This is a genomic window from Lysobacter capsici (genome assembly GCF_018732085.1).
In the GTDB taxonomy this organism is placed as follows: domain Bacteria; phylum Pseudomonadota; class Gammaproteobacteria; order Xanthomonadales; family Xanthomonadaceae; genus Lysobacter; species Lysobacter capsici_A.
In genome coordinates, this window is record NZ_CP076103.1 from 178373 (window position 1) to 198469 (window position 20097).

Consider the following 20097-nt stretch of genomic DNA (forward strand, 5'->3'; position numbering starts at 1 on the left):
CGGTTTCAGCCCGGCACGCGCGTGAGCAAGGTTTCGAATCCCGCGATCAACGCGCGCAAGCCGAACTCGTAGTCGGCGTCGGTATCGTTCTGGTTGAGGACCGATTGCGCCCGGGTCAGCAGCGGATAGCGCTGTGGGTCCGGCGCGGCCAGCGCCTGGCCCGGGCCGCGGCCGGCCTCGGTCGCGGCCTGTTCCTCCAGCACCCAGCCGACGGTGTAGTAGCTCAGCGAAATCAGCGCGCGCACCGCGTCGGGCGGCTCGAAGCCGGCGGCGACGAGGTAGTCGAGTTCGGCTTCGCTTTCGGCGTAGTCGCCCGGCTCCGGCCGCGTGCCGACGTGGACGCGCGCGCCGTCGCGGTAGGCGAGCAGGGTGCGGCGGAATTCGCGCGATTCGCGCGCCATCCAGTCGCGCCAATCGGCGCAGTGGGCCGGGTCGACCGGCGCGTGCTCGGCCCGCATCGCCTTGGCCAGCGCGTCGAGCAGGTCGCGCTTGCTCTTGAAGTGCCAGTACAGCGTCGGTTGCTGCACGCCCAGCGCGTCGGCCAGGCGGCGGGTGGTCAGGCCGTCCATGCCGACCTCGTTCAGCAACTTCAGCGCGGCGGCGATCACGGTCTCGCGTTGCAGCTTCATTGAGCGCCCTTGGTCTTGATCTCTCTATCGTCGATAGATTAGCATCTCCGAAAATCTATCACTGATAGGGAATGCCCCGTGCGCAACCCGACCTCCCTGGCCTTCGGCCTGATCCTGCTGACGATCTCCCTCGACGCCGTCGGCATCGGCCTGATCGCGCCGATCCTGCCGCAGTTGCTCAAATCCTTCGGCCTGGAACGCAGCCTGGCCCTGCACGCCGGCGCGCTGACCGCGGTGTACGCGCTGATGCAGTTCGCCTGCGCGCCGGCGCTGGGCGCGCTGAGCGACCGCTTCGGCCGCCGCCCGGTGCTGCTGCTGTCGCTGGCCGGCGGCGTGCTCGACTACCTGCTGATGGCCTGCGCCCCGTGGCTGTCGCTGCTGTACCTGGGCCGGGTGGTGTCCGGGATCAGCGGCGCGAACGGCTCGGTCGCCGCGGCCTACATCGCCGACATCTCCAGTCAGGCGCAACGCACCCAGCGCTTCGGCTGGATGGGCGCCTGCGCCGGCCTGGGCTTCGTCGCCGGTCCGGTGATCGGCGGCCTGCTCGGGGCGATGTGGCTGCGCGCGCCGTTCGTGGCCGCCGCCGCGCTGGCGGCGATCAATCTGACCCTGGCCTGGTTCGCCCTGCCCGAACCCGAGCGCCCTCGCAGCACCCGCATCGCCTGGCGCGAGCTGGCGCCGTGGAACGCGCTGCACGATCTGGTCCGGCTGCCGCAGCTGACCCCGCTGCTGTGGCTGTACGTGGCGATGCAACTGGCCGGACAGGTGCCCGGCACCTTGTGGGCCATCTACGGCAGCGACCGCTTCGGCTGGAACCCGACCGCGGTGGGGCTGTCGCTGGCCGCGTTCGGCATCGTGCATGCGCTGTTCCAGGCGGTGGTCGCCGGCCGCGCGAGCCAGCGCTTCGGCGAGGCGCGTGCCTTGCTCGGCGGGGTGGTCGCCGACAGCGCCGGCTACCTGGTGTTCGCCTTCGCCACGCGCAGTTGGGTGATCGCGCCGGGTCTGCTGCTGGCCGCGGCCGGCGGCATCGGCGGGCCGACCTTGCAGTCGATGGCCACCGCGCAGACCGACGAGGACCGCCAAGGCGCGTTGCAAGGCGTGCTGACGAGTCTGGCCAGCCTGGCCGCGGTGATCGGTCCGCTGATGTTCGGCGCGATCTACGTCATCGGCGCGCGCCATTGGGACGGCTGGGTGTGGGTGGTCGGCGCGGGCTTGTATGTGTTGTGCATTCCCGCGCTGCGCACGCTGCTGCGCGCGGCGCCGCGGTTGCGCGATGCGCCTGCGAACGCGTAGCCGCAGACGGCTACGCGTCGCGCTTCACGTACACCCACGCGCGCCGTCCCGAGGCCAATGCGGCTTCGACGCGCTGGTAATCCTCGACCTCGTATGCGTCGGCGCGCGCGAGCTCCTCGGCGCTGATCGCGAACACCGTGCCGGCCACGGTGTCGTGCGCATCGCCGCTCGCCTCGACGATGGGGTGGTACGCCTCGCCGCTGGTGGCGACCACGTCGGCATCCTCGATCTTGACCATGCTGCGGCGATAACCGACCAAGGCGTCGGCTTCACCGTGCAGCAGGCGGCCGAACGTGGATTGCTGCACGGCCGGCAACTGCAGGGTGCCGTAGGAAAACAGCCGTTCGCTGTTGTGCGGATCGGAGCGGAGTTGATCGGATTGCGAGTTCATGCACTGTGCTCGATTCGGTGAAGCGGTTCGCGCCGCGCCGCCGATCCCGGCGACGCGGCGAGAGCGGACGCGCTCAGGTGGCCAGTGTCGCCGGCGCGCGCAAGGCCTGCCAACGCTGCGCCAGTTGCGCGGCGAACAAGGTCGCGGCCGGCGGATGCGCGGCGAAGTGCAGGAACGGCTCGATGAACTCCAGTTCCATTACCCGGAACACGCCCTCGTCGACCACGCCATCGACGCGCACATAGGCCTGATCGCGATAGCCCAGCGCCGTCACCGCCTGCAGCGCGTGCCGCGCGGCGGCGAGGATCGACGGAGCGGGCTCGGTGAGGTCGGCGGTGCCGCCGAAATAGGTCTGCACGCGGTAATCGTCGGCGCCGGGTTTCTTCAACACCGCGTGACTGTAGACACCGCCGAAGAACAGCAGCGACCACTCGCCATCGGCGACGATCTGCGGCATGAACGGCTGGATCAGATAGTCGAGTTCGCGCGGCAACGCGGCCAGCGCGCGATCGAATTCCTCGCTGCCGATGCGGCCGCGCACGGTATGCCAGGCGCCGCCGCTGACGCTGGGCTTGACCACGACCTCGCCGCTCATCGACGCCAGCGCCGCGTCGATATCGCCGCCGCGCGCATGGGTGGTGGCGATGATCGGCACGTCGAGTTTCGCCAGTTCGAGCAGATAGCGCTTGTCGCTGTTCCAGATCAGCAGCGGCAGCGGATTGACGATGGCGACGCCGAGTTCGGCGATACGCGCGTACCAGTGCAGGAATTGCGTGTAGTGCTGGAAATAATCCCAGGTGCTGCGCACCAGCAGGGCATCGAACGCGGCCCAGTCGACCGACGGGTCGTTCCACATGCAGGCGGTGGGCTCGATGCCGTGGGCGCGCAGCGCGACGACCAGGCCCTCGTCGTCTGGATCGATCTCGGGGTGGACTTGCGAGGTGACCAGGGCGATCGACAGCGGCGGGTCGAAGCGTGAGGGTGGCGAAGCGTGCGCGGCCTCGGGTGAGGTGGCGTCGGTGGATGCGGCTTGATGGGCGGGCGACGTGGCCGTCGCGGAATCGAGCGGTTCGGAACGTAACGCAGGCATGACGCCTCCTTGATCGGGAGGGCGCCCTTGCTTCGGCATCGCGGACCGAGCGTGGCGGAGCGTCGGCTCCGTCGCAGCACCCCTCGGCCCGGACTGCGCGGCCCTGGTGTGGCGGCTGCGCAACTGGAATGCATCGTGGTTACCGCGATGCGGGATCAGTGTTCTGCAGGGGCTTGCGGGCTGTCAATACGATGGGCTGGGCAATCGGGGCGGGGGCGCGAATTCGCGAAAGCTTCGCGCTTGGGTTTTGGTGGGTGCAAGAATTTTTCGGTGTTCGTAGGGGAGTAGGGGTGACGATATGGATGTGACATCGATGCTTCGATGCCGTCTCGGCTAAACCGTCATTTTTCGGGGGACGTCATTCCCGCGAACGCGGGCTCTGTTTTATTTCGGCTAAGCCGAACGTCCGGAGCCTTTGGCGTCACCCTTCAAGGACGTAATCCCCGCGAAGGCGGGGATCCAGAGACTTCAGCGTCATCCTTCCAGGTCGTCATTCCCGCGAACGCGGGAATCCAGTGACTTCAAGCGTTCTCGCACGAAAGGCCCTGGATTCCCGCCTTCGCGGGAATGACGAGCAAAAACAACGGCGAAGGCAACTGCAACGGACAAGCAACGGCAACGATCAAGGCAAAGACAACGGCAAAGAACTAGGCAAAACCAACGACCCAGGGAAAATCAAAAACCCAGGCAAAACCAACAACAAGACCAAAATCTAAGCCGTCGCCCAACCTCACCTCAATACCCAGCCGCCTGCCCATCCTTGCGCGACTCGCTCGCCCCGACATACCCCCCGTTCGGATTGACCATGATCGCCTGATACCCACCATAAGGCCCATGCGCAAACCGCACGCTGTGCCCGCGACGCATCAGCTCGCGAACGGTTTCGTACGGATATCCGGTTTCCAGATCGAGTTCGCCACCATCGCTCATCGCCTCGGCCTGACCTGCCGGTTCGGTCGAACCGTCGTGCTGGATGCGCGGCGCGTCGCCGGCTTCCTGCAGGTTCATGCCGAAATCGATCAGGTTCATCATGATCTGCGCATGCCCCTGCGGCTGCATGCCGCCACCCATCACGCCGAACGACAGCCACGGCTTGCCGGCCTTGGTCACGAACGCGGGAATGATGGTGTGGAACGGCCGCTTGCCCGGAGCGAACGAGTTGGGATGGCCTTCCTTGAGCACGAACTGCTCGCCGCGGTCCTGGAAGATGAAACCCAGGCCCGGCGCCGCCATGCCGCAGCCCATGCCGCGGTAGTTGGACTGGATCAACGAGACCATCATGCCGTCGGCATCGGCCACGGTCATGTAGATGGTGTCGCCCTGGTCGAGCTGCGCGGGCGTGGCCGGCTGCACTTCCTTGAGCGCCTTGTCCATCGAGATCAGCTTGCGCCGCTGCGCCGCGTAGTCCTTGGAAATCAGCTTGGCGACCGGCGAGGACTTCTCGAACGCCGGATCGGCGTACCAGCGCGCGCGGTCGGCGAAGGCGAGCTTCTTGGCCTCGGTGAACAGATGCACGTGCTCGACGCTGCCGAAGCCGTACGACTTCAGGTCGTAGGCTTCCAGGATGTTGAGGATCTGCAGCGCGGCGATGCCCTGCCCGTTCGGCGGCAATTCCCACACGTCGTAGCCGCGGTAGTTGCTGCTGACCGGTTCGACCCACTCGCCGTGATGCGAGGCCAGGTCGTCGTAGCTCAGGTAGCCGCCGTTCGCCTTGAAATACGCGTCGATGGTGCGGGCGATGTCGCCCTTGTAGAACGCATCGCGGCCGCCCTTGGCGATCTGTTCCAGGGTGTTGGCGAGGTTCGGGTTCTTCCACATCTCGCCCACGCGCGGCGCGCGGCCGTCGAGGGTGAACTGCTCCTTGAAACCCGGCCACTTCGACAGCTTGGGCACCGAGGCGTTCCAGTAGTACGCGATCACCTCATGCACCGGATGGCCTTCGCGCGCGTAGCGGATAGCCGGTGCGAGGTCGTCGGCGATCGGCTTGCGGCCGAAGCGTTCGTGCAGGGCGAACCAGCCGTCGACCGCGCCGGGCACGGTCACCGGCAGCGGGCCGGTCGGCGGGATTTCCTTGAGCCCGCGCTTTTGGAATTCGGCCAGGGTCAGTGATTTGGGCGAACGGCCCGAGCCGTTGTAGCCGTAGAGCTTCTTGGTCTTCGGGTCCCACACGATCGCGAACAGATCGCCGCCGACGCCGTTGCCGGTCGGCTCCATCAAGCCCAGCGCGGCGTTGGCCGCGATCGCCGCATCGACCGCGCTGCCGCCGCCTTTCATCACGTCCAGGGCGATCTGGGTGGCGAGCGGATGCGAGGTCGCGGCGATCGCGTGCGGTGCGTACACCTCGCTGCGGGTCGCGAACGGCTGGCCGCTGATGCGATCGGCCGCGCTGGCCGCGTTCGGCAGCGCGAAGGCGCAGGCCAGCGCGAGCACGGCATGCAAGCAGGGACGAAGGGCGCGGCGAGGCGCGTGGGTCGAAGGCGGCATGGCGGGTCTCTCCCAAGTGACGGCCGAAGATAACGCAGCGATGGGCCGTTCCGCCCGGGCCGGAGGTTGCGCGATCGGTTCGCTCGCCGATGCGATCGAAGTCGCGACGATCGCAACTGAATGCGCCGGCCTCGGGTCCGCCCCAGTTGTGGCGCGTGCATACGGCCGCGTAGGTTCGACTCAACGAGACCGGGAGTGGCGCCAGATGAGCGTGCAACTGCAGCCGAGCCAGCTACAGCCGAATTGGCAGAATCCGTCCGAGGCGTTGCCGCCCGCGGCGCAACCGTTGGCCTTGGCGCAACCGCAGGCCGGCCCCTACACGCTCGAAGCGAGCTATCACCCGCAGTTGCTGGGAGTAAGCGCACAGCAGCGCCCGGCGGCCAACGCCGCGCCCGATCCGGCCTCGTTCGATCAACAACTGCGCGGCCAGAATGCGCAGGCGATCGACCTGCAGATGGCGCAGATCGCCGAGGCCGTCTACAACCCGGCCACCACCCATGTCGCCGGCTGGAATCGGCTCGACGATGCGCAGCTCAGCGCGGCCGGGATCGACCCGGCTTCGCTGGAGAATGCCGATACCGGTTTCCGCGCCGGCATCTACACCGACGGCGACGGCAAGTACGTGGTCGCCTTCGCCGGTTCGAACGACGTGCAGGACTGGATCAACAACGCGCGCCAGGGCATCGGCTGGGATTCCAAGCAGTACGACCAAGCCGTGCAACTCGCGCGCGATGCGCAGGAAGCCTTCGGCGAGAACATGGTCATCACCGGCCATTCGCTCGGCGGCGGCCTGGCCGCGACCGCGGCGCTGGCGACCGACACCGCCGCGGTCACCTTCAACGCCTCCGGCGTCCACGACGACACCTTGCGCGGATTGGGGCTGGACCCGGGGACGGTCAAGAACGACGCCGAGAACGGCCAGATCCGCCGCTACAACGTCGGCGGCGAAATCCTCACCGCCGCGCAGGAAGACGTGCCGCTGTTGAACGGCATCCCGGATGCGCCGGGCCACGAGATCACCCTCGACGACCCGCATCCGCCGCAGGCGCCGGAGTTCACCTGGAACCCGATCGAGATGGCCCGGCGTACCGCCGAGTACGTCGCCGACAAAGCCACGCGTCCGGGCGAGCTGCATGCGATCGGCCCGCTGATCGAAGCGATGCAGACCCAGCAGCCGTGGAACTGACGGCATCGGCGCGGTCGCTGAGCGCCTGTCTCGCATCGCGAGCGTGGTAAAACCCATCGCATGCGCGCCGCCACGCTTCCCGCGTTGACGATCTGTCTGATCCTGGCCGGCGCGGCGTGCTCAGGAGATGCGATGGACGCCAGGCAGGCTTTCCCCGATCCGCGCAGCGCCGAACTGGCGCAGGCCGTCGCCGACGGCGACGCCGCGCGCGTGCATGCGCTGGTGGCCGCGGGCGCGGACCCGAACGCGCGCGGCGAGCGCGAGCTCACACTGCTGCAATACGCGATGCTGGCGCAAAGCCCGCGTGGCATGCAGGCGCTGCTCGACAACGGCGCCGATCCGGCGCGACCGGGCCTGGGCGGCAGCACCGCCGTGCATGGCGCGGCGATCGCCAACGATCCGCAGTACCTCGATCTGCTGCTGGCTCATCGCGCCGATCCGAACCTCGCCCATGCCGAGACTGGCGAGACACCATTGTCGGAGGCCGCCGCGCCGCGCTATCAGGCCCAGTTCGACGCCTTGCTCAAGGCCGGGGCCGATCCCGATCGCGCCGACCGGATGGGCAATACCGCCTTGCATCAGGCGGCCAAGCTCAATGCGTCGGGGCAGGTGTTGGCGTTGTTGAAGGCCGGCGCGAATCCGAATGCGCGCAATCTGCGCGGGGCGAGTTTCCAGACGTTCTTGTTCAAGTTGCCGGACGACAAGCTCAACCCGCAGGCGCGGGCCGAGCGCGAGGCGGTGGTGGCTTGGTTGAGGGCGCATGACATTGGGGTGGAAGACGCTGCGCGGTGAGTGCTTTGACGGCGCTACGCTCATTCTCGTAGCCGCTGCCGCTATCTCGCCGTTTCCCTATGCTCTGGCTTGAGTCTGAAGCCGCGCAGTTCATCCAGCGCTGCGGCGCCTGTAACTTGCGTTAGCAAACGCACACCCGGAGGGCGGCGTGCAGGATGCACGCCGTGCGCCACCGGGACATGGATGTCCCGTGTGGCGCATGCCTGCGTCTGCACCGATCGTGCGGGCTCTTGATTCAAGAAAAAGCGTTTTTCTTTGGTTACCTTTCTTTTGTCGCTTTAGACAAAAGAAAGTGACCCGCCGCTTCAGCGGCGGAAGCCTTTGACTTTGCTTGCAGCTTTGAAGGCTTCAAAGCTTTGAAGCTCCAGAGCTTATGAGGCCGAAGGCAAGATCAACGGCTTTCGTCCGCAAGCGGCCGAGTTACTTTCTTTTGTCAAAAGCGACAAAAGAAAGGTAACCAAAGAAAAACGCTTTTTTGTGAATCAAGAGCCCGCGCGTGCGGAGCAGACGCAGGCATGCGCCACACGGGACATCCTGTCCCGGTGGCGCACGGCGCACATCCATGTGCGCCGCCCTCCGGGTGTGCTTTTGCTAACGCTAGTTACAGGCTACGCAGCGCTGGATGAGCTGCGCGACTTCAGGCTTGCTTGGTCTTTGTGGGGGCTGCGAGCACAAGCAAATCCCCCGCGCCGCTGGATTGACTTGGCTTCGTGCCGACGCAGGGCGCGCGCCCCCTTTTTCAAAGTGGGCGATGACCTGCGCTTGCCTTCGCCTTCGTACCCGAGTCCATCCCGAGCGAGCCACGGGCCGCGAGCCCAGAGCCCTAATCCCCAATCCCCAATCTCTAATCCCGAATCCCTAATCCCTAATCCCTAATCCCCGCCCCTAGGGCAAACCCTAGCTCGGGCACCCACCAGCTGTTTCCAGACATCCGCCCCCCATACGCTACCGTCAAGCACAGGAGACGGCACCGATGAGCTGGAGCGATTTCACCAACCCCGTACTGCGTTTCGCGCAACTGCCCAGCGTCATCGACAACCTGCTGCACGCACCGCAGCAACCGGTCGTGCCGCCGCCCGTGGTCGCGCCGCCGGTCACGGTCGCCGCGCCAGTGGAACTGCCGTATTCGCCGCACGTGCCGGTGCCGGCGCAGGTCAAGCCCGAGCAGCCCTTCAGCGAGCAGCTCGCCGGCCAGCAGCCGCAGAAAGAGATCGACACCGCGCTGGCCGAGCTGTCCAGCGACGTGTACGAAACCACCAACACCGGCGCGGCCGGATGGACCCGGCTCACGCCCGATCAGCTGACCAGCCTCAAGGGCCCGGACGGCAAGCCCGCGGGTATCGACCCGGCGAGTCTCGATGTCGACAGCAGCGGCTTCCGCGCCGCGGTCTACACCAACGGCGACGGCCAGTACGTGGTCGCGTTCGCCGGCACCAACGGCTTCAATCCGATCGGCGACGGCGACCTGGTCAACGACGCCGGCCAGGGTCTGGGCTTCAACACCAGCCAGTACAAGCAGGCGGTGGCGCTGGCCAAGGAAGCCGAGGCCGCGTTCGGCGACAACGTGGTGTTCACCGGCCACTCGCTCGGCGGCGGCCTGGCCTCGACCGCCGCGCTCGCCACCGGCAACACCGCGGTGACCTTCAACGCCGCCGGCCTGAGCAACGACACCTTGCGCGACCTGGGCTTCACCCCGCACGAGGCGCGCGAGCAGGCCGCCGACGGCCAGATCCGCCGCTACAACGTCGACGGCGATCCGCTGACCGGCGCGCAGCAGGGCGTGGAACTGATCAACGGCCTGCCCGACGCGGTCGGCTATGAACTCAACCTCGCCCATCCCGGCGGCTGGGCCAATCCGGCCACCGCGCACGGCACCGACACCGTGATCGAGGCGATGAAGACCCAGACCCCGACGCCGACGCCGAGCATCGAAGGCGATGAGCTGGGCCTGCTCGACCGCGCCGCCGAGGACCTGTCGGAAACCGGCATCGATCTGCTCGGCGACGGTCTGCAGGAAGTGGTCGATCTCGGCGTGGATGCGTTCAATGTCGGCTACGACTTCGGCGGCGATCTCGATGGCGTGATCAACAACGAATACGCCAACGGCCGCTATGTCGACGGCACCTTCAAGCTCGCCGGCGATGTCACCGAGGGTGTGGTGAATCTGGCCGGCGATGTCGTCGACGGTGCGTTCAACCTGGCCGGCGACACCTTCCAGGGCGCCGGCGAACTGACCGGCGGGCTGATCCGCGATGTCGGCGAATACGTCGGCCTGGACGGCGCGGGCAACACCGTCGCCGGTTGGGTCGAGGACGGCGGCGAATGGCTCGGCGCGCGCACCGACGACCTGGGCAACCTGGCCGAAACCGCGATCGACGGGCTCGGCACCGCTGCCGAGGCCACGTTGGACTTCGCCGGCGACGTAGCCGAAGGTACGGTCAACGTGGTCAAGGATGTCGGCAGCTTCCTCAATCCGTTCGATTGAGCCGGTTCGATTGAGTCGGCGTTGAGCTTAGGTTCGACGCCGGATCCAGATTCAACGTTGAGTTCAAGTCGTGACGGCGCCGTGGCTCACGGCGCCGGATGATCGGGGCGCGTGCGTCGAGCGCGCTTGGGTTGAGCAGGCGATTCATCCGCTTTTACTGGGAAGCGCGATGGACGCGAGAAGGAAGAGCCTTGCTTCGCAAGCGTATCGTCCGACCGCCACCGCCACCGCCACCGCCACCGCCAACCGCTTTCAATGCCCGGCGTCAGGCCGCGCAACGCAAAGCGGTTTTGCGATAGCTGTTCGGGGTACCTGCGCTTCGCGATGGCTGTGGCCTATGAAGCATGTGCGAACTCCAAGCCGTCATCCCCGCGAAGGCGGGGATCCAGGGCTCCATCGCGACGAAACATTCCGCACGAGTCGCTTTCGCGTTTCACACCGCGTCGCCATCACACGGCAACGTTCCCAGCTGCCGGTCCTGTCTCTCCAAGCCGTCATCCCCGCGAACGCGGGGATCCGGTGCTTCGACGCGAAAAGCCGCCTCCCGCCGCCATTCCCCATCCACCCGAACAGGCAGTCGGATCTTCGCCATCTGCACGCGCGGCCCATCTCCCGCCGAAAGCCGCGACCGTTTCGCATCCCCCTTCCCGGCGCTGCGCTAGGATCCAGCGATGCCGACTCCGAAGGCGCCCGCATGACCCCGAGCCTCGTCCAGCCGCATCGCACCACCTCGCGCGTGATGGCCGCCGCCGTCTTGCTTATGCTGTCGGTCTGCACGGCGTGTGCAGGCCCCGGGAACCGATCGATGCAAGCCAGCGAAGCCTTCACCGATGTGCGTACCGCCGAACTGGCGCAGGCCGCCGCCGACGGCGATGCCGCGCGCGTGCGCGAACTCGCCGTGGCCGGCGCCAATCCCAACGAGCGCGGCGCCAAGGGCGTCACGCCGTTGCAGTGGGCGCTGTACCACCACAGCACCGATGGCATGAAGGCCTTGCTCGCCGCGGGCGCCGATCCGGCCCAGGGCAGCGACGACGGCATGACCGTCGTGCATCTGGCGGCGATGGCCGATCACCCGCGTTACCTGCGCGTGCTGCTCGATCATGGCGTGAGTCCCGATACGCCGAACACGGTCACCCAGGCGACGCCGCTGGCGGCGGCACTGATGGGCGAGCGCGCGGATAATTTCGAGGCCTTGTTGAAGGCCGGCGCGAAGCCCGACCTGCCCGACCGCATGGGCAACACGCCGTTGCATCAGGCGGCCAAGGTCAACGAATTCGGCCATGCGCTGGAGTTGTTGCAGGCCGGCGCCAGTCCGAACACGCGCAATGTGCAGGGCGCGAGCTTCCAGCGTTTCATGTTCATGACCCCGGAGAAGATCCTCAACGCGCAGACCCGTCGCGATCGCGAGGCGGTGATCGAGTGGCTGCGCGAGCATCAGATTGCGATTGAGGATGCGCAGGCCAAGTGAGGGCGTGCGCTGGAAGCAAAAGCAAATCCCCCGGCGCAGCTGGATCGTCGCTTGGATCTTGGTGGCGCAGGCGCCAGCCCCCTTTTTCAAAGTGGGCTAATTGTCGCGGTGGGTTTTTCGAGGCGGCAGCGATGTTTCGCTCTTGCCGAAACCCGGCTGCATAAGCGACGAATCTTTTGTTCGTTCGAACTTGCCTCAGCGATATGCCGGATGTTTCCAACGCAATGCTTGGACATCCGACGAAACACCCCGCCACCGCATCGCGGTCCCCCTCTTTGACAAAGAGGGGCTAGGGGAGATTTGCTCTTCGCCCGCCAAGCCAACCTCAATCACTTGCGTCAAAAAACAACCGTCGCGGCAATCATTGTCAAACGGCGACCGCCGCAACTACCGCGGCAATCGCCGCAACCGCTCCACCGCCGTTTCCACATCGCTGAGCAGCGGCAACGCCAGGGTCCAGTCCTGCGCGCGCGCCGCCTGCTCCAGGGCATCGGCGGCTTCGCTCAATTCGACCGCGCCGACCAGTTGCGCCGCGCCGCGGATGCGATGGGCGCAATGTTGCAGCACGCTCAGATCGCCGTCGCGATGCGCGCGGTGCAGGTCGGCCAGGTCCTGCGCGGTCGCGGCGAGGAAATCGTCGAGCACCTCGCCCGCCCCGCTGTCGCTGTCGTCGAGCAGGCGCCGCAGCACCGCGACATCGAGCACGCGCATACGGTCGTGGCCTTCGAGCAGGTCCGGCGGCGGCGGTTCGCTCGGCGCGGTGTGCGGCAGCCACTGGCGCAGGCTCGCGGCCAGGCGCGCGACCGCGATCGGTTTGATCAGGCAGTCGTCCATGCCCGCGGCCAGGCAGGCTTCGGCCTCGCCTTTCAAGGCCGAAGCGGTCAGCGCCAGGATCGGCGTGCGGCGCGGGTCGCCGCGGCCGATGCCGGCGCGCGCTTCTTCCTCGCGCAGCGCGCGCGCCAGGCCGTAGCCGTCGAGCCCGGGCATATGCACGTCCGACAACAGCAGCGCGTAACGGCCGCTGCGCCAGCGTTGCAGGCCTTCTTCGCCGCTGGCGACCGCTTCGCAGGCGTAGCCGGCCAGCGCGAGCTGGCGCGCGATCACCAGGCGGTTGGTCGGATGATCGTCGATCAGCAGGATCAGGCTGCGTTCGCGTTCGGCGGTGGCCAAGTCGGGCAACGGTCGCGGCACCAGGGCCAGATTCGTCGGTAACGCCGTCGGCGCGGCGTTCAACTCGGCCTGCGATGCGCGCGCCAGGGCCACGCGCAGGCGCAAGGTGGTGCCGATGCCCGGTTCGCTGTGCAGGCTGATCTGGCCGCCCATCAACTCGGCCAGGCGCTTGCAGATCGCCAGGCCCAGGCCGGTGCCGCCGTAGCGGCGGGTGGTGTCGCCGTCGGCCTGATTGAACGGTTCGAACAGGCGCTGCTGCTGTTCGGCGCTGATGCCGATGCCGGTGTCGGTGACGCGCAGGCACAGCAGGTCGCGGGCGGGCTGGACGGCTTGGTCCGACGCGGACTTGGCTGGCGAAGCGGAGGTCGAATCGCTTGCGCCGGCATCCGTCGACTCCGCGATGGCCGCATCGTCGCCGCCCGCCTGCGGATTCGAGACCTCTCGCCCTTCGTACTCCAGCGCGACCTGAATCATGCCGCGCTCGGTGAACTTGACCGCGTTGGACAGGAAGTTGCCGACGATCTGGCGCAGCCGCAGCGCATCGGCGTGATGCGCCGGCGCGATCCGCTCATCGATGTGGCAACTGAGCTGCACGCCGCGGCTGGAGGCCGCGCCGAGGAAGCCCGCGACCGTGGCGCGCAGCAGCGCCGGCAGGCTGACCGCGTCGGTCGCCAGTTCCAGCCGGCCGGCTTCGATCTTCGAGAAATCCAGGATGTCGCCGATGATCTGCAACAGCGATTGCGAGGAATGCTGGATCACCTCCAGCGCATGCCGCTGCTCGGCGTCGAGCCGCGAATGCGACAACACTTCGATCATCCCGGTCACGCCGATCATCGGCGTGCGGATCTCGTGGCTCATCGCCGCCAGGAACGAGGACTTGGCCCGGTTGGCGTCCTGCGCGCGCGCTTCGCTGGCGCGCAGCGCGCGTTCCAGGCGCTTGAGCGCGCTCAGGTCGGCGGCGACCACCAGCAGGCCCGGCGCGTCGTCCTCGCCCTCGCGCGTGAGCGAGACCGCGACCAGCGCGGGCACCCAGGTACCGTTGCGATGGCGCAGGCGGGTTTCGCGCGGCGCGGCGTTGCCGCGCGCGAGTTCGCGCAGCGCGGTCCAGTCGGCGAATACCGGTTGTTCGAGTTGCGTGCTCAGCTCGGCGGCCAGGGTCTTCAGCGCGCGCGGTTCGAACACCGCCTGCAGCGACTCGCGTCCGACCAGATCGGCCTCGCGCACGCCGAGCAGGCGTTCGGCGAAGGGATTGACCAGGGTGAAGCGGCCGTCGCCGTCGACCGCCAGGATCGCGGTCTGCGCCGAATCCAGCAGCGAGGCCTGGAAGCGTTCGCGGCGTTCGAGTTCGGCGCGGGTGCGTTCGTTGCGGATCAGCTGGCCGGTCAGTTCGGTCTCGAAGCCGAGCACGTCGCGGCGCATGTCGATGAAGGCCTGCATCACCGCGCCCAGTTCGCCCGACGGCAGCTCGCCGGGTTCGGCGGTGTAGTCGTGTTCGCGCATGCGCCGCGCCAGCCAGGTCAGCCGGTCGATGCCGCGCGAGGCGTTGCGCAGCACGCGCCGGCCGATCAGCGCGGCGAGTCCGAGCGCCAGCAGCGAGACCACGATCCGCAGCAGGCTCACTTGTTCGCTGCGCACCAGGTCGGCGCGCACCACCGCGTCGGTCTGGCTCAGTTCCAGGTCCGACAGGATCTGCAGGCGCTGGGTCAGCGGATCGATCGCCGGGTACAGGCGGGTGTCGGCGAAGCGGCCGAGCGCGAGCAGGTCGCGGTGGCGCAGGATCGTGCGCAGCTCGGCCGCGGCGGCATCGGCGGTGTGGCGGGCCAGCGAGGCGGCGTGCAACTGTTCGGTTTCCTGCGCGCTGTGCGGCAGGGTCTGCAGCCGCAGCCAGGCCTGGTCGATGCGGCGCTGCGCGCCTTCGACCCGGGCCAGCCCCTCGTCCCAGCCGACCAGGTCGTTGCGCACGCGGAAGGTGGTATCGACCACGTCCAGGCCGTAGCCGTCGGAAATGGTCTTGATCAGGCGCAGGCCGAGCAGGGCGTCGTCCTGCAAGGTCTGCAGGGTGCGGCGCGCGCGCTGCTGTTCGATTTCGTCGATCAGCAGCACGCTGGCGCCGGCCAGCAGGAACAGCGCGAACAGGCCCCACAGCTGGTGGCGGATGCTGAAACGATCGAGCCAGGCGAACACGGCGGCTCAGTGCTCGGGCCGGCGCCAGCGGCTGAGCATGGCCGGCAGTTCCTCGCCAGGCACGGCGTCGCCGATCAGCCGGCCCTGCGCGGTGGTGCAGCCCAGTTCGGCCAGCATCTGCCAGTCCTCGATGGTTTCCACGCCTTCGGCGACCGCGTCCAGGCCGAGCTTGCGCGCCAGGTCCAGGCTGGCCTCGACCACCGCGCGCTTGCGCGGCTGCTGGCTGGCGCCGGCGACGAATTCCTGGTCGATCTTCAATTCGGTGAACGGCACCTGCGACAGCTGCGACAGCGACGACCAGCCGGTGCCGAAATCGTCGATCGACAGGCCGAAGCCCTTCAGCCGCAGTCGCGCCAGCACCGCCAGCCCGCGCGCGGCGTCGGCCATCAGCGAGCTTTCGGTGAGTTCGAGCACGATCTCGGCCGGGTCGACCCCGGCCTCGCGCACGATGCGCTGGTAACGGTCGGCGGCGCCGGTGTCGTCCAGGGTCGAGGCCGACACGTTCACCGACAGCTTCAGGCGCAGGCCGGCGCGGTCCCAGTCGCGCTTCCAGCGGCAGGCCTGGGCGAGCATGCGTTCGGTCAGTTCGTCGAGCAGGTCCTCGCGTTCGAGCACCGGCACGAAATGCTGCGGCAGGATCACCCGGCCGTCGCCGCGGCGCCAGCGCGCGAGCGCTTCGACCCCGATCACCCGGCCGTTGCTCAGTTCCACCTGCGGCTGGAACCACGGGACGATTTCGCCGCTGGCCAGGGCGGCGCGGACGGCGCCGGGGAGGATTTCGCCGGGGTGCGGGGGGTCTACGTCGGCCTTGGTTTCTCGCAGGCTGGTCAGGGCATTGGACAGTTTGGCTTTGGTCAGCGGCTTGGCCACCGCGTCGAGCACGCGCAGGCCGCAGGCGCGGGCCATGGTCTGCACGGTGTGCAGCAGCGCCGCGTCGAGCGCGCTGACCACCAGCACCGCGCGGGCCAGATGGCGCTGGGCGAGGTGGTCGATGAATTCGATTCCGTCCATGCCCGGCATGTCCAGGTCGACCATGACCACGTCCGGCGGTTGCGCCATCGTCTCCAGCAGGCGCAGCGCGCTGGCGCCGTCGGCGGCCTCGAAGGCGCGGGTGACGCCCAGTTCCGACAGCAGGCGCAGCGCCATGCGGCGCTGGAAGCCGTGGTCTTCGACCACCAGGACGCTCAGTGCCGATATGGACATCAGTTCCCCGGCCGCGCTGCGCAACGACAGGCCGAACGCATCGGCCGCGTACGGCGACTTTAGCCGTGTAGGGAGTTCAACGGGAACAAGCGCGACAAGCGGCCGGTGCGACGCGCGGCCGGCGTGATCGGCGGCCGGCGACGGATCGGCCGCCGGTCACGCTCTCGGAGCGGGTGTGCGGCGTCCGCGCATGGGCGGATGCCGCGGCGAGGCACACCTTGCGTGTGCCTGCGCGATTCACATGCGCGCGCTCAGGGCCACTTGGGCGGCTTCGCGGCCCAGGCCTGCTGCACTTCGGCCAGGGTCGCGCGCTCGCTGTCGCGCCACTCGGGCAGCAGTTCGGCGTAGCGCGCGCTGGTGCGCCACAGGTCGGGCTCGGTGCGCACCGCGGCGGCGTACCACTGCACCGCTTCGTCCTTGCGATCGAGCGTCCACAGCACCAGGGCGTAGGTCGGCGGCATCCACGAGGCGTTGACGTTGCGCGCGTTGTGGATCGTGGCCCACAGCTTGAACGCGTCTTCCGGCGCGCCGGCGCGGAACTGGTCCCAGGCGAAGTTCCAGTTGATCGCGCGCCAGAACGTGCTGCCGCCGTCGACTTCGCGCAATGCGCGGCCGTACAGCTGGCGGCCCAGGTCGTTGCGGCCGGCCTGCATCGCCAGATGGGCGAGTTGGGCGGCTTCGTTGGGCGCGTGGGTCTTGCGCTCGAGGATCTTGGCCAGGCGGTCGGTCGCCGCGTCGCCGGTTTCGCGCACCGCGATCACCGGCTTGGTGGTCTGGGCGTCGGCGTCGAAGTAGAACTCGTTCGGCTTGGGCAAGCTCTGGGCACCGGCGGCGCCGGAGAACAAGGCGGCGGCGAGTGCCGCGGCCAACAACAAATTACGCGTGAACATGTACGTGGATCCCCCTTATGGCGCTCATATGCTAACCGCTCGAATGCCGGTTCCATGAACGGGCGCACATACTTCGCCAAATTACGCATAGTTGGCACGTAGAAAGCATGCTCTCGCGTATGTTAAGCGCGAGGCTCGATCGCTTCACTGTAGGAGCGGCGCGAGCGGCGACCGCGACATCGCAACTGCGACGTGGTCCGTCGTGATCGCGGTGTCGCGGTCGCGGCTTACGCCGCTGCTGCAGTCAGACACATGAATTACTCGCCCGGATGCAAGGTCACCGCATCCAGCGCCCACAGCGGATCGTGCGCGCCGCTGGCGAACACGAAGCACAGGTCGTGGCGACCGCTGTGCGCCGGCAGGTTCGCGCTGAGCGTGGTGATCCCGTCGGAGCGCTTGGCCGCGGCCAACGGCAGGCGCGCGATCGGCGCGCTCTTGCAATCGTCGAGGCGGACTTCCAGCGCGCCGCCCTGCACCGCCTTGCGGGTCACGATCTTGTCGGTGTCGTGCCAGAGCTGGAAGTTGTACGGCAACTGGCCGACCTGAACCTCGATCCGGCCCACGCCGTCGAGCGACGCCGCCGGATAGATCCAGCACGGATCGATCAGGTTGACGGTCAGCGCGGCGCGCGCGCCGTCGCGGCTGCCGTCGCGCGCGGCGTCGTCTTCCAGGCGCAGGTTGTAGCCCTCGCGGCACGAGCGCAGGCCGGCGCTGGTGCGACGGCTCAGGTCGGCCCGATCGCGCGCGCTGAAACGGCGCGGCGCGGCCAGCGGACGGCCGTCGAAGAAGGTCGTGGCGACGAGGTCGAACGGCGGCGTCGCCGGCAGCGGCTGCTCATAGCGCGGCGCCGCCGGATCGGGCTGGCCGCCGTCGGTGCGGTAGCGGATCTCGCCGAAGCCGGCCTGGTTCGACAGGGACAGCCGCGGCTGTCCGTCGGCGCCATCGACGACCTTGAACGACACCGCATACGCGACATCGCTGACCAGCACGTTCTGAGCGCGGTAACGCGCGAGCTGCGGCGCCAGGCGCTGCTGGAAATCGTTCCAGTCGCGGCTGGCCGGCGGCGACCACACCACTTCGGCCAATGCATCCAGGCGCGGATACAGCGTGGTCTGGATGCCCTGGAAGCTGCGCCGGTGCTCGCTCCACAGATTGGCCTGCGCGCCGATCACGTGCCGGCTCTGCTGCGCGGTGAGTTCGGCCGGCACGATCGAGAACTCGTAGAAGTCGCGCAGGGTGCTGGCGGGGAAGCGTCCGGGCGGTTCGTCGTCGCGATCGCTCTGCACGTAGTCGAGGTACAGCTGCCGATCGGGCGCGACGATCACGTCATGGCCTTCGCGCGCGGCCTCGACCGCGCCGGCGGTGCCGCGCCAGGACATCACCGTCGCGTTGGCCGGCAGGCGGCCGCCTTCGAGGATTTCGTCCCAGCCCAGCAGGATGCGGTCGTGTGTGCGCAGGTGCTGGCCGATGCGGCCGACGAACCAGCTCTGCAAGGCCATCTCGTCCTTGAGGCCGAGCGCTTTGATCCTGGCCTGCACCTTTCGCGATGCGATCCACTGGTCCTTGGCCGCTTCGTCGCCGCCGATGTGGATGTACTTCGACGGAAACAGCCCGGCGACTTCGTCGAGCACGTTTTCCAGGAAGGTGAACGTGGAATCGTCGACCCCGAACAGATAGGTATGCACGCCCCAGTCCGGCGACACCCGCGGCGCCTTGCGCACGACATCGGTCACGCCGAGGTTCGGATACGCCGCGATCGCGGCCTGCGCATGCCCCGGCATCTCGATCTCCGGCACCACGGTGATGTGGCGCGCGGCGGCGTAGGCGACCACGTCGCGGATCTGGTCCTGGGTGTAGTAACCGCAGTACGGCTGCGGCCTGCCCTGCGCGTCGCGGCCGTTGGCGCCGGCGAGGACGCGGCAGCCGCCGACCTGGGTCAGGCGCGGGTATTGCTTGATCTCGATGCGCCAGCCCTGGTCGTCGGTGAGATGCCAATGGAAGGTGTTGAGCTTGTGCAGCGCCATCTGGTCGACGACCGACTTGACCTCGTCGACGCTGCGGAAATGCCGCGCCACGTCGAGCATCATGCCGCGCCACGGATACGCGGGCGCGTCCTCGATGCGCTGCGCCGCGATCCGGGTCGCGCCCTGGCCGCCGTCGGCGGTGAGCAGTTGCCACAGGCTGACCGCGCCGTAGAACAGGCCGGCCTCGGTGCGCGCGCGGATGCGCACGTCGTCGGGCTGGATGTCGAGTACGTAGGCTTCCTCGCCGATCGCCAGATCCGGATCGATGCTCAGTGCGATCGCGTTGCGCGCGCCGTTGGATGCGGCCTGGGTTTCGGCGATGACGGGCGCGAAACCGCGCAATGCCCTCACCTTGGTGGCGAAGTAATCGGCCACGCGGCGTTCGCCGGCCTGGCCCGCCTGCACCTGGACCGGCGTGTTCGCAGCGAATTCGAACTGGCCGCGCTGGGCTTGGGTCTTGAGCGGGCGCGGGATGATCGCGGTGCGATGGGCGGCGATGGTGTCGGTGTCGCGCGTTGCGCTCGCCCGCTCGCCGTCGTGCGCGGCCTGCTCACGCGGTGCGGCGCTGTGGCACGCGATCAACGCGGCGGCCACGGCGGCGGCGGCGAGCAGGCGGCGGGTCGTGCGCGTTTTCATCGTGGGCCTTGGGTTGGGGATTCGGAATCAGGATTTCAGAAATTGCGAGGCTATGAAGTTTTTTGTGGGAGGGGCTTCAGCCCCGACGCTTTTCGGTCCGGCGCGGTGATCTGAGGCAAAAGCGTCGGGGCTGAAGCCCCTCCCACAAAAGACTTCGTGGCTTTCGATGGTG

13 protein-coding genes and 1 riboswitch are annotated in these 20097 nt (G+C 68.0%); of the genes, 5 read left to right on the top strand and 8 right to left on the bottom strand.

Going from position 1 to position 20097, the window contains the following annotated elements; all coding sequences use genetic code 11:
* Positions 1-5: 5 nt before the first annotated feature.
* Positions 6-629, bottom strand: coding sequence for a TetR/AcrR family transcriptional regulator C-terminal domain-containing protein (locus KME82_RS00745; RefSeq protein ID WP_215496833.1), 624 nt, complete (start codon positions 627-629; stop codon positions 6-8).
* 96 nt (positions 630-725) lie between these two features.
* Between KME82_RS00745 and tet the strand changes: the two genes are divergently transcribed.
* Complete coding sequence (gene tet, locus KME82_RS00750) at positions 726-1922, top strand: Tet(A)/Tet(B)/Tet(C) family tetracycline efflux MFS transporter (RefSeq protein WP_430538875.1); 1197 nt, start codon at positions 726-728, stop codon at positions 1920-1922.
* A 10-nt stretch (positions 1923-1932) separates the two neighbouring features.
* Here the strand turns inward: tet and KME82_RS00755 are convergent, their stop codons facing one another.
* The 3 genes from KME82_RS00755 to ggt form a co-directional block, all read right to left on the bottom strand.
* Complete coding sequence (locus tag KME82_RS00755; protein WP_215496835.1) at positions 1933-2313, bottom strand: gamma-glutamylcyclotransferase family protein; 381 nt, start codon at positions 2311-2313, stop codon at positions 1933-1935.
* Between the two features lie 73 nt (positions 2314-2386).
* Positions 2387-3403: an ATP-grasp domain-containing protein gene (locus KME82_RS00760; protein ID WP_252255567.1), complete on the bottom strand. Its 1017-nt coding sequence runs from the start codon at positions 3401-3403 to the stop codon at positions 2387-2389.
* A gap of 12 nt (positions 3404-3415) precedes the next feature.
* A riboswitch (S-adenosyl-L-homocysteine riboswitch) is annotated at positions 3416-3494 on the bottom strand.
* Positions 3495-4138: 644 nt separating this feature from the next.
* On the bottom strand, positions 4139-5887 hold the full coding sequence (gene ggt / locus KME82_RS00765; RefSeq protein ID WP_215496836.1) for a gamma-glutamyltransferase: 1749 nt from the start codon (positions 5885-5887) through the stop codon (positions 4139-4141).
* Positions 5888-6092: 205 nt separating this feature from the next.
* Here ggt and KME82_RS00770 point away from each other — a divergent pair, with 205 nt between their 5' ends.
* The 4 genes from KME82_RS00770 (at position 6093) to KME82_RS00785 (ending at position 11818) form a co-directional block, all read left to right on the top strand.
* Positions 6093-7073, top strand: coding sequence for an Mbeg1-like protein (locus KME82_RS00770; protein WP_215496837.1), 981 nt, complete (start codon positions 6093-6095; stop codon positions 7071-7073).
* 60 nt (positions 7074-7133) lie between these two features.
* Positions 7134-7865, top strand: coding sequence for an ankyrin repeat domain-containing protein (locus tag KME82_RS00775; RefSeq protein ID WP_215496838.1), 732 nt, complete (start codon positions 7134-7136; stop codon positions 7863-7865).
* A gap of 973 nt (positions 7866-8838) precedes the next feature.
* On the top strand, positions 8839-10350 hold the full coding sequence (locus tag KME82_RS00780) for a hypothetical protein (RefSeq protein WP_215496839.1): 1512 nt from the start codon (positions 8839-8841) through the stop codon (positions 10348-10350).
* A gap of 805 nt (positions 10351-11155) precedes the next feature.
* A complete protein-coding gene (locus tag KME82_RS00785) occupies positions 11156-11818 on the top strand; it encodes an ankyrin repeat domain-containing protein (protein ID WP_215496840.1) in 663 nt (220 codons plus the stop codon).
* Between the two features lie 387 nt (positions 11819-12205).
* Here the strand turns inward: KME82_RS00785 and KME82_RS00790 are convergent, their stop codons facing one another.
* From KME82_RS00790 to KME82_RS00805, 4 genes are all read right to left on the bottom strand, one after another.
* Positions 12206-15172, bottom strand: a complete 2967-nt coding sequence (locus KME82_RS00790) for an ATP-binding protein (protein WP_215496841.1) — start codon at positions 15170-15172, stop codon at positions 12206-12208.
* A 6-nt stretch (positions 15173-15178) separates the two neighbouring features.
* The gene (locus KME82_RS00795; protein ID WP_215496842.1) at positions 15179-16375 is read right to left on the bottom strand and encodes an EAL domain-containing response regulator; all 1197 of its coding nucleotides are present in this window, start codon (positions 16373-16375) and stop codon (positions 15179-15181) included.
* Between the two features lie 251 nt (positions 16376-16626).
* Entirely contained in the window at positions 16627-17265 is a 639-nt protein-coding gene (locus tag KME82_RS00800) for a tetratricopeptide repeat protein (protein ID WP_215496843.1), read from the bottom strand.
* A 257-nt stretch (positions 17266-17522) separates the two neighbouring features.
* Complete coding sequence (locus tag KME82_RS00805; protein ID WP_215496844.1) at positions 17523-19925, bottom strand: family 20 glycosylhydrolase; 2403 nt, start codon at positions 19923-19925, stop codon at positions 17523-17525.
* Positions 19926-20097 lie beyond the last annotated feature (172 nt).

Bases quoted from the DNA above. Each gene is read 5' to 3' on its own strand.
- KME82_RS00745 (WP_215496833.1), bottom strand. From the start codon at position 629: ATGAAGCTGCAACGCGAGACCGTGATCGCCGCCGCGCTGAAGTTGCTG.
- KME82_RS00755 (WP_215496835.1), bottom strand. From the start codon at position 2,313: ATGAACTCGCAATCCGATCAACTCCGCTCCGATCCGCACAACAGCGAA.
- KME82_RS00760 (WP_252255567.1), bottom strand. From the start codon at position 3,403: ATGCCTGCGTTACGTTCCGAACCGCTCGATTCCGCGACGGCCACGTCG.
- ggt (WP_215496836.1), bottom strand. From the start codon at position 5,887: ATGCCGCCTTCGACCCACGCGCCTCGCCGCGCCCTTCGTCCCTGCTTG.
- KME82_RS00770 (WP_215496837.1), top strand. From the start codon at position 6,093: ATGAGCGTGCAACTGCAGCCGAGCCAGCTACAGCCGAATTGGCAGAAT.
- KME82_RS00775 (WP_215496838.1), top strand. From the start codon at position 7,134: ATGCGCGCCGCCACGCTTCCCGCGTTGACGATCTGTCTGATCCTGGCC.
- KME82_RS00780 (WP_215496839.1), top strand. From the start codon at position 8,839: ATGAGCTGGAGCGATTTCACCAACCCCGTACTGCGTTTCGCGCAACTG.
- KME82_RS00785 (WP_215496840.1), top strand. From the start codon at position 11,156: ATGCAAGCCAGCGAAGCCTTCACCGATGTGCGTACCGCCGAACTGGCG.
- KME82_RS00795 (WP_215496842.1), bottom strand. From the start codon at position 16,375: ATGTCCATATCGGCACTGAGCGTCCTGGTGGTCGAAGACCACGGCTTC.
- KME82_RS00800 (WP_215496843.1), bottom strand. From the start codon at position 17,265: ATGTTCACGCGTAATTTGTTGTTGGCCGCGGCACTCGCCGCCGCCTTG.
- KME82_RS00805 (WP_215496844.1), bottom strand. From the start codon at position 19,925: ATGAAAACGCGCACGACCCGCCGCCTGCTCGCCGCCGCCGCCGTGGCC.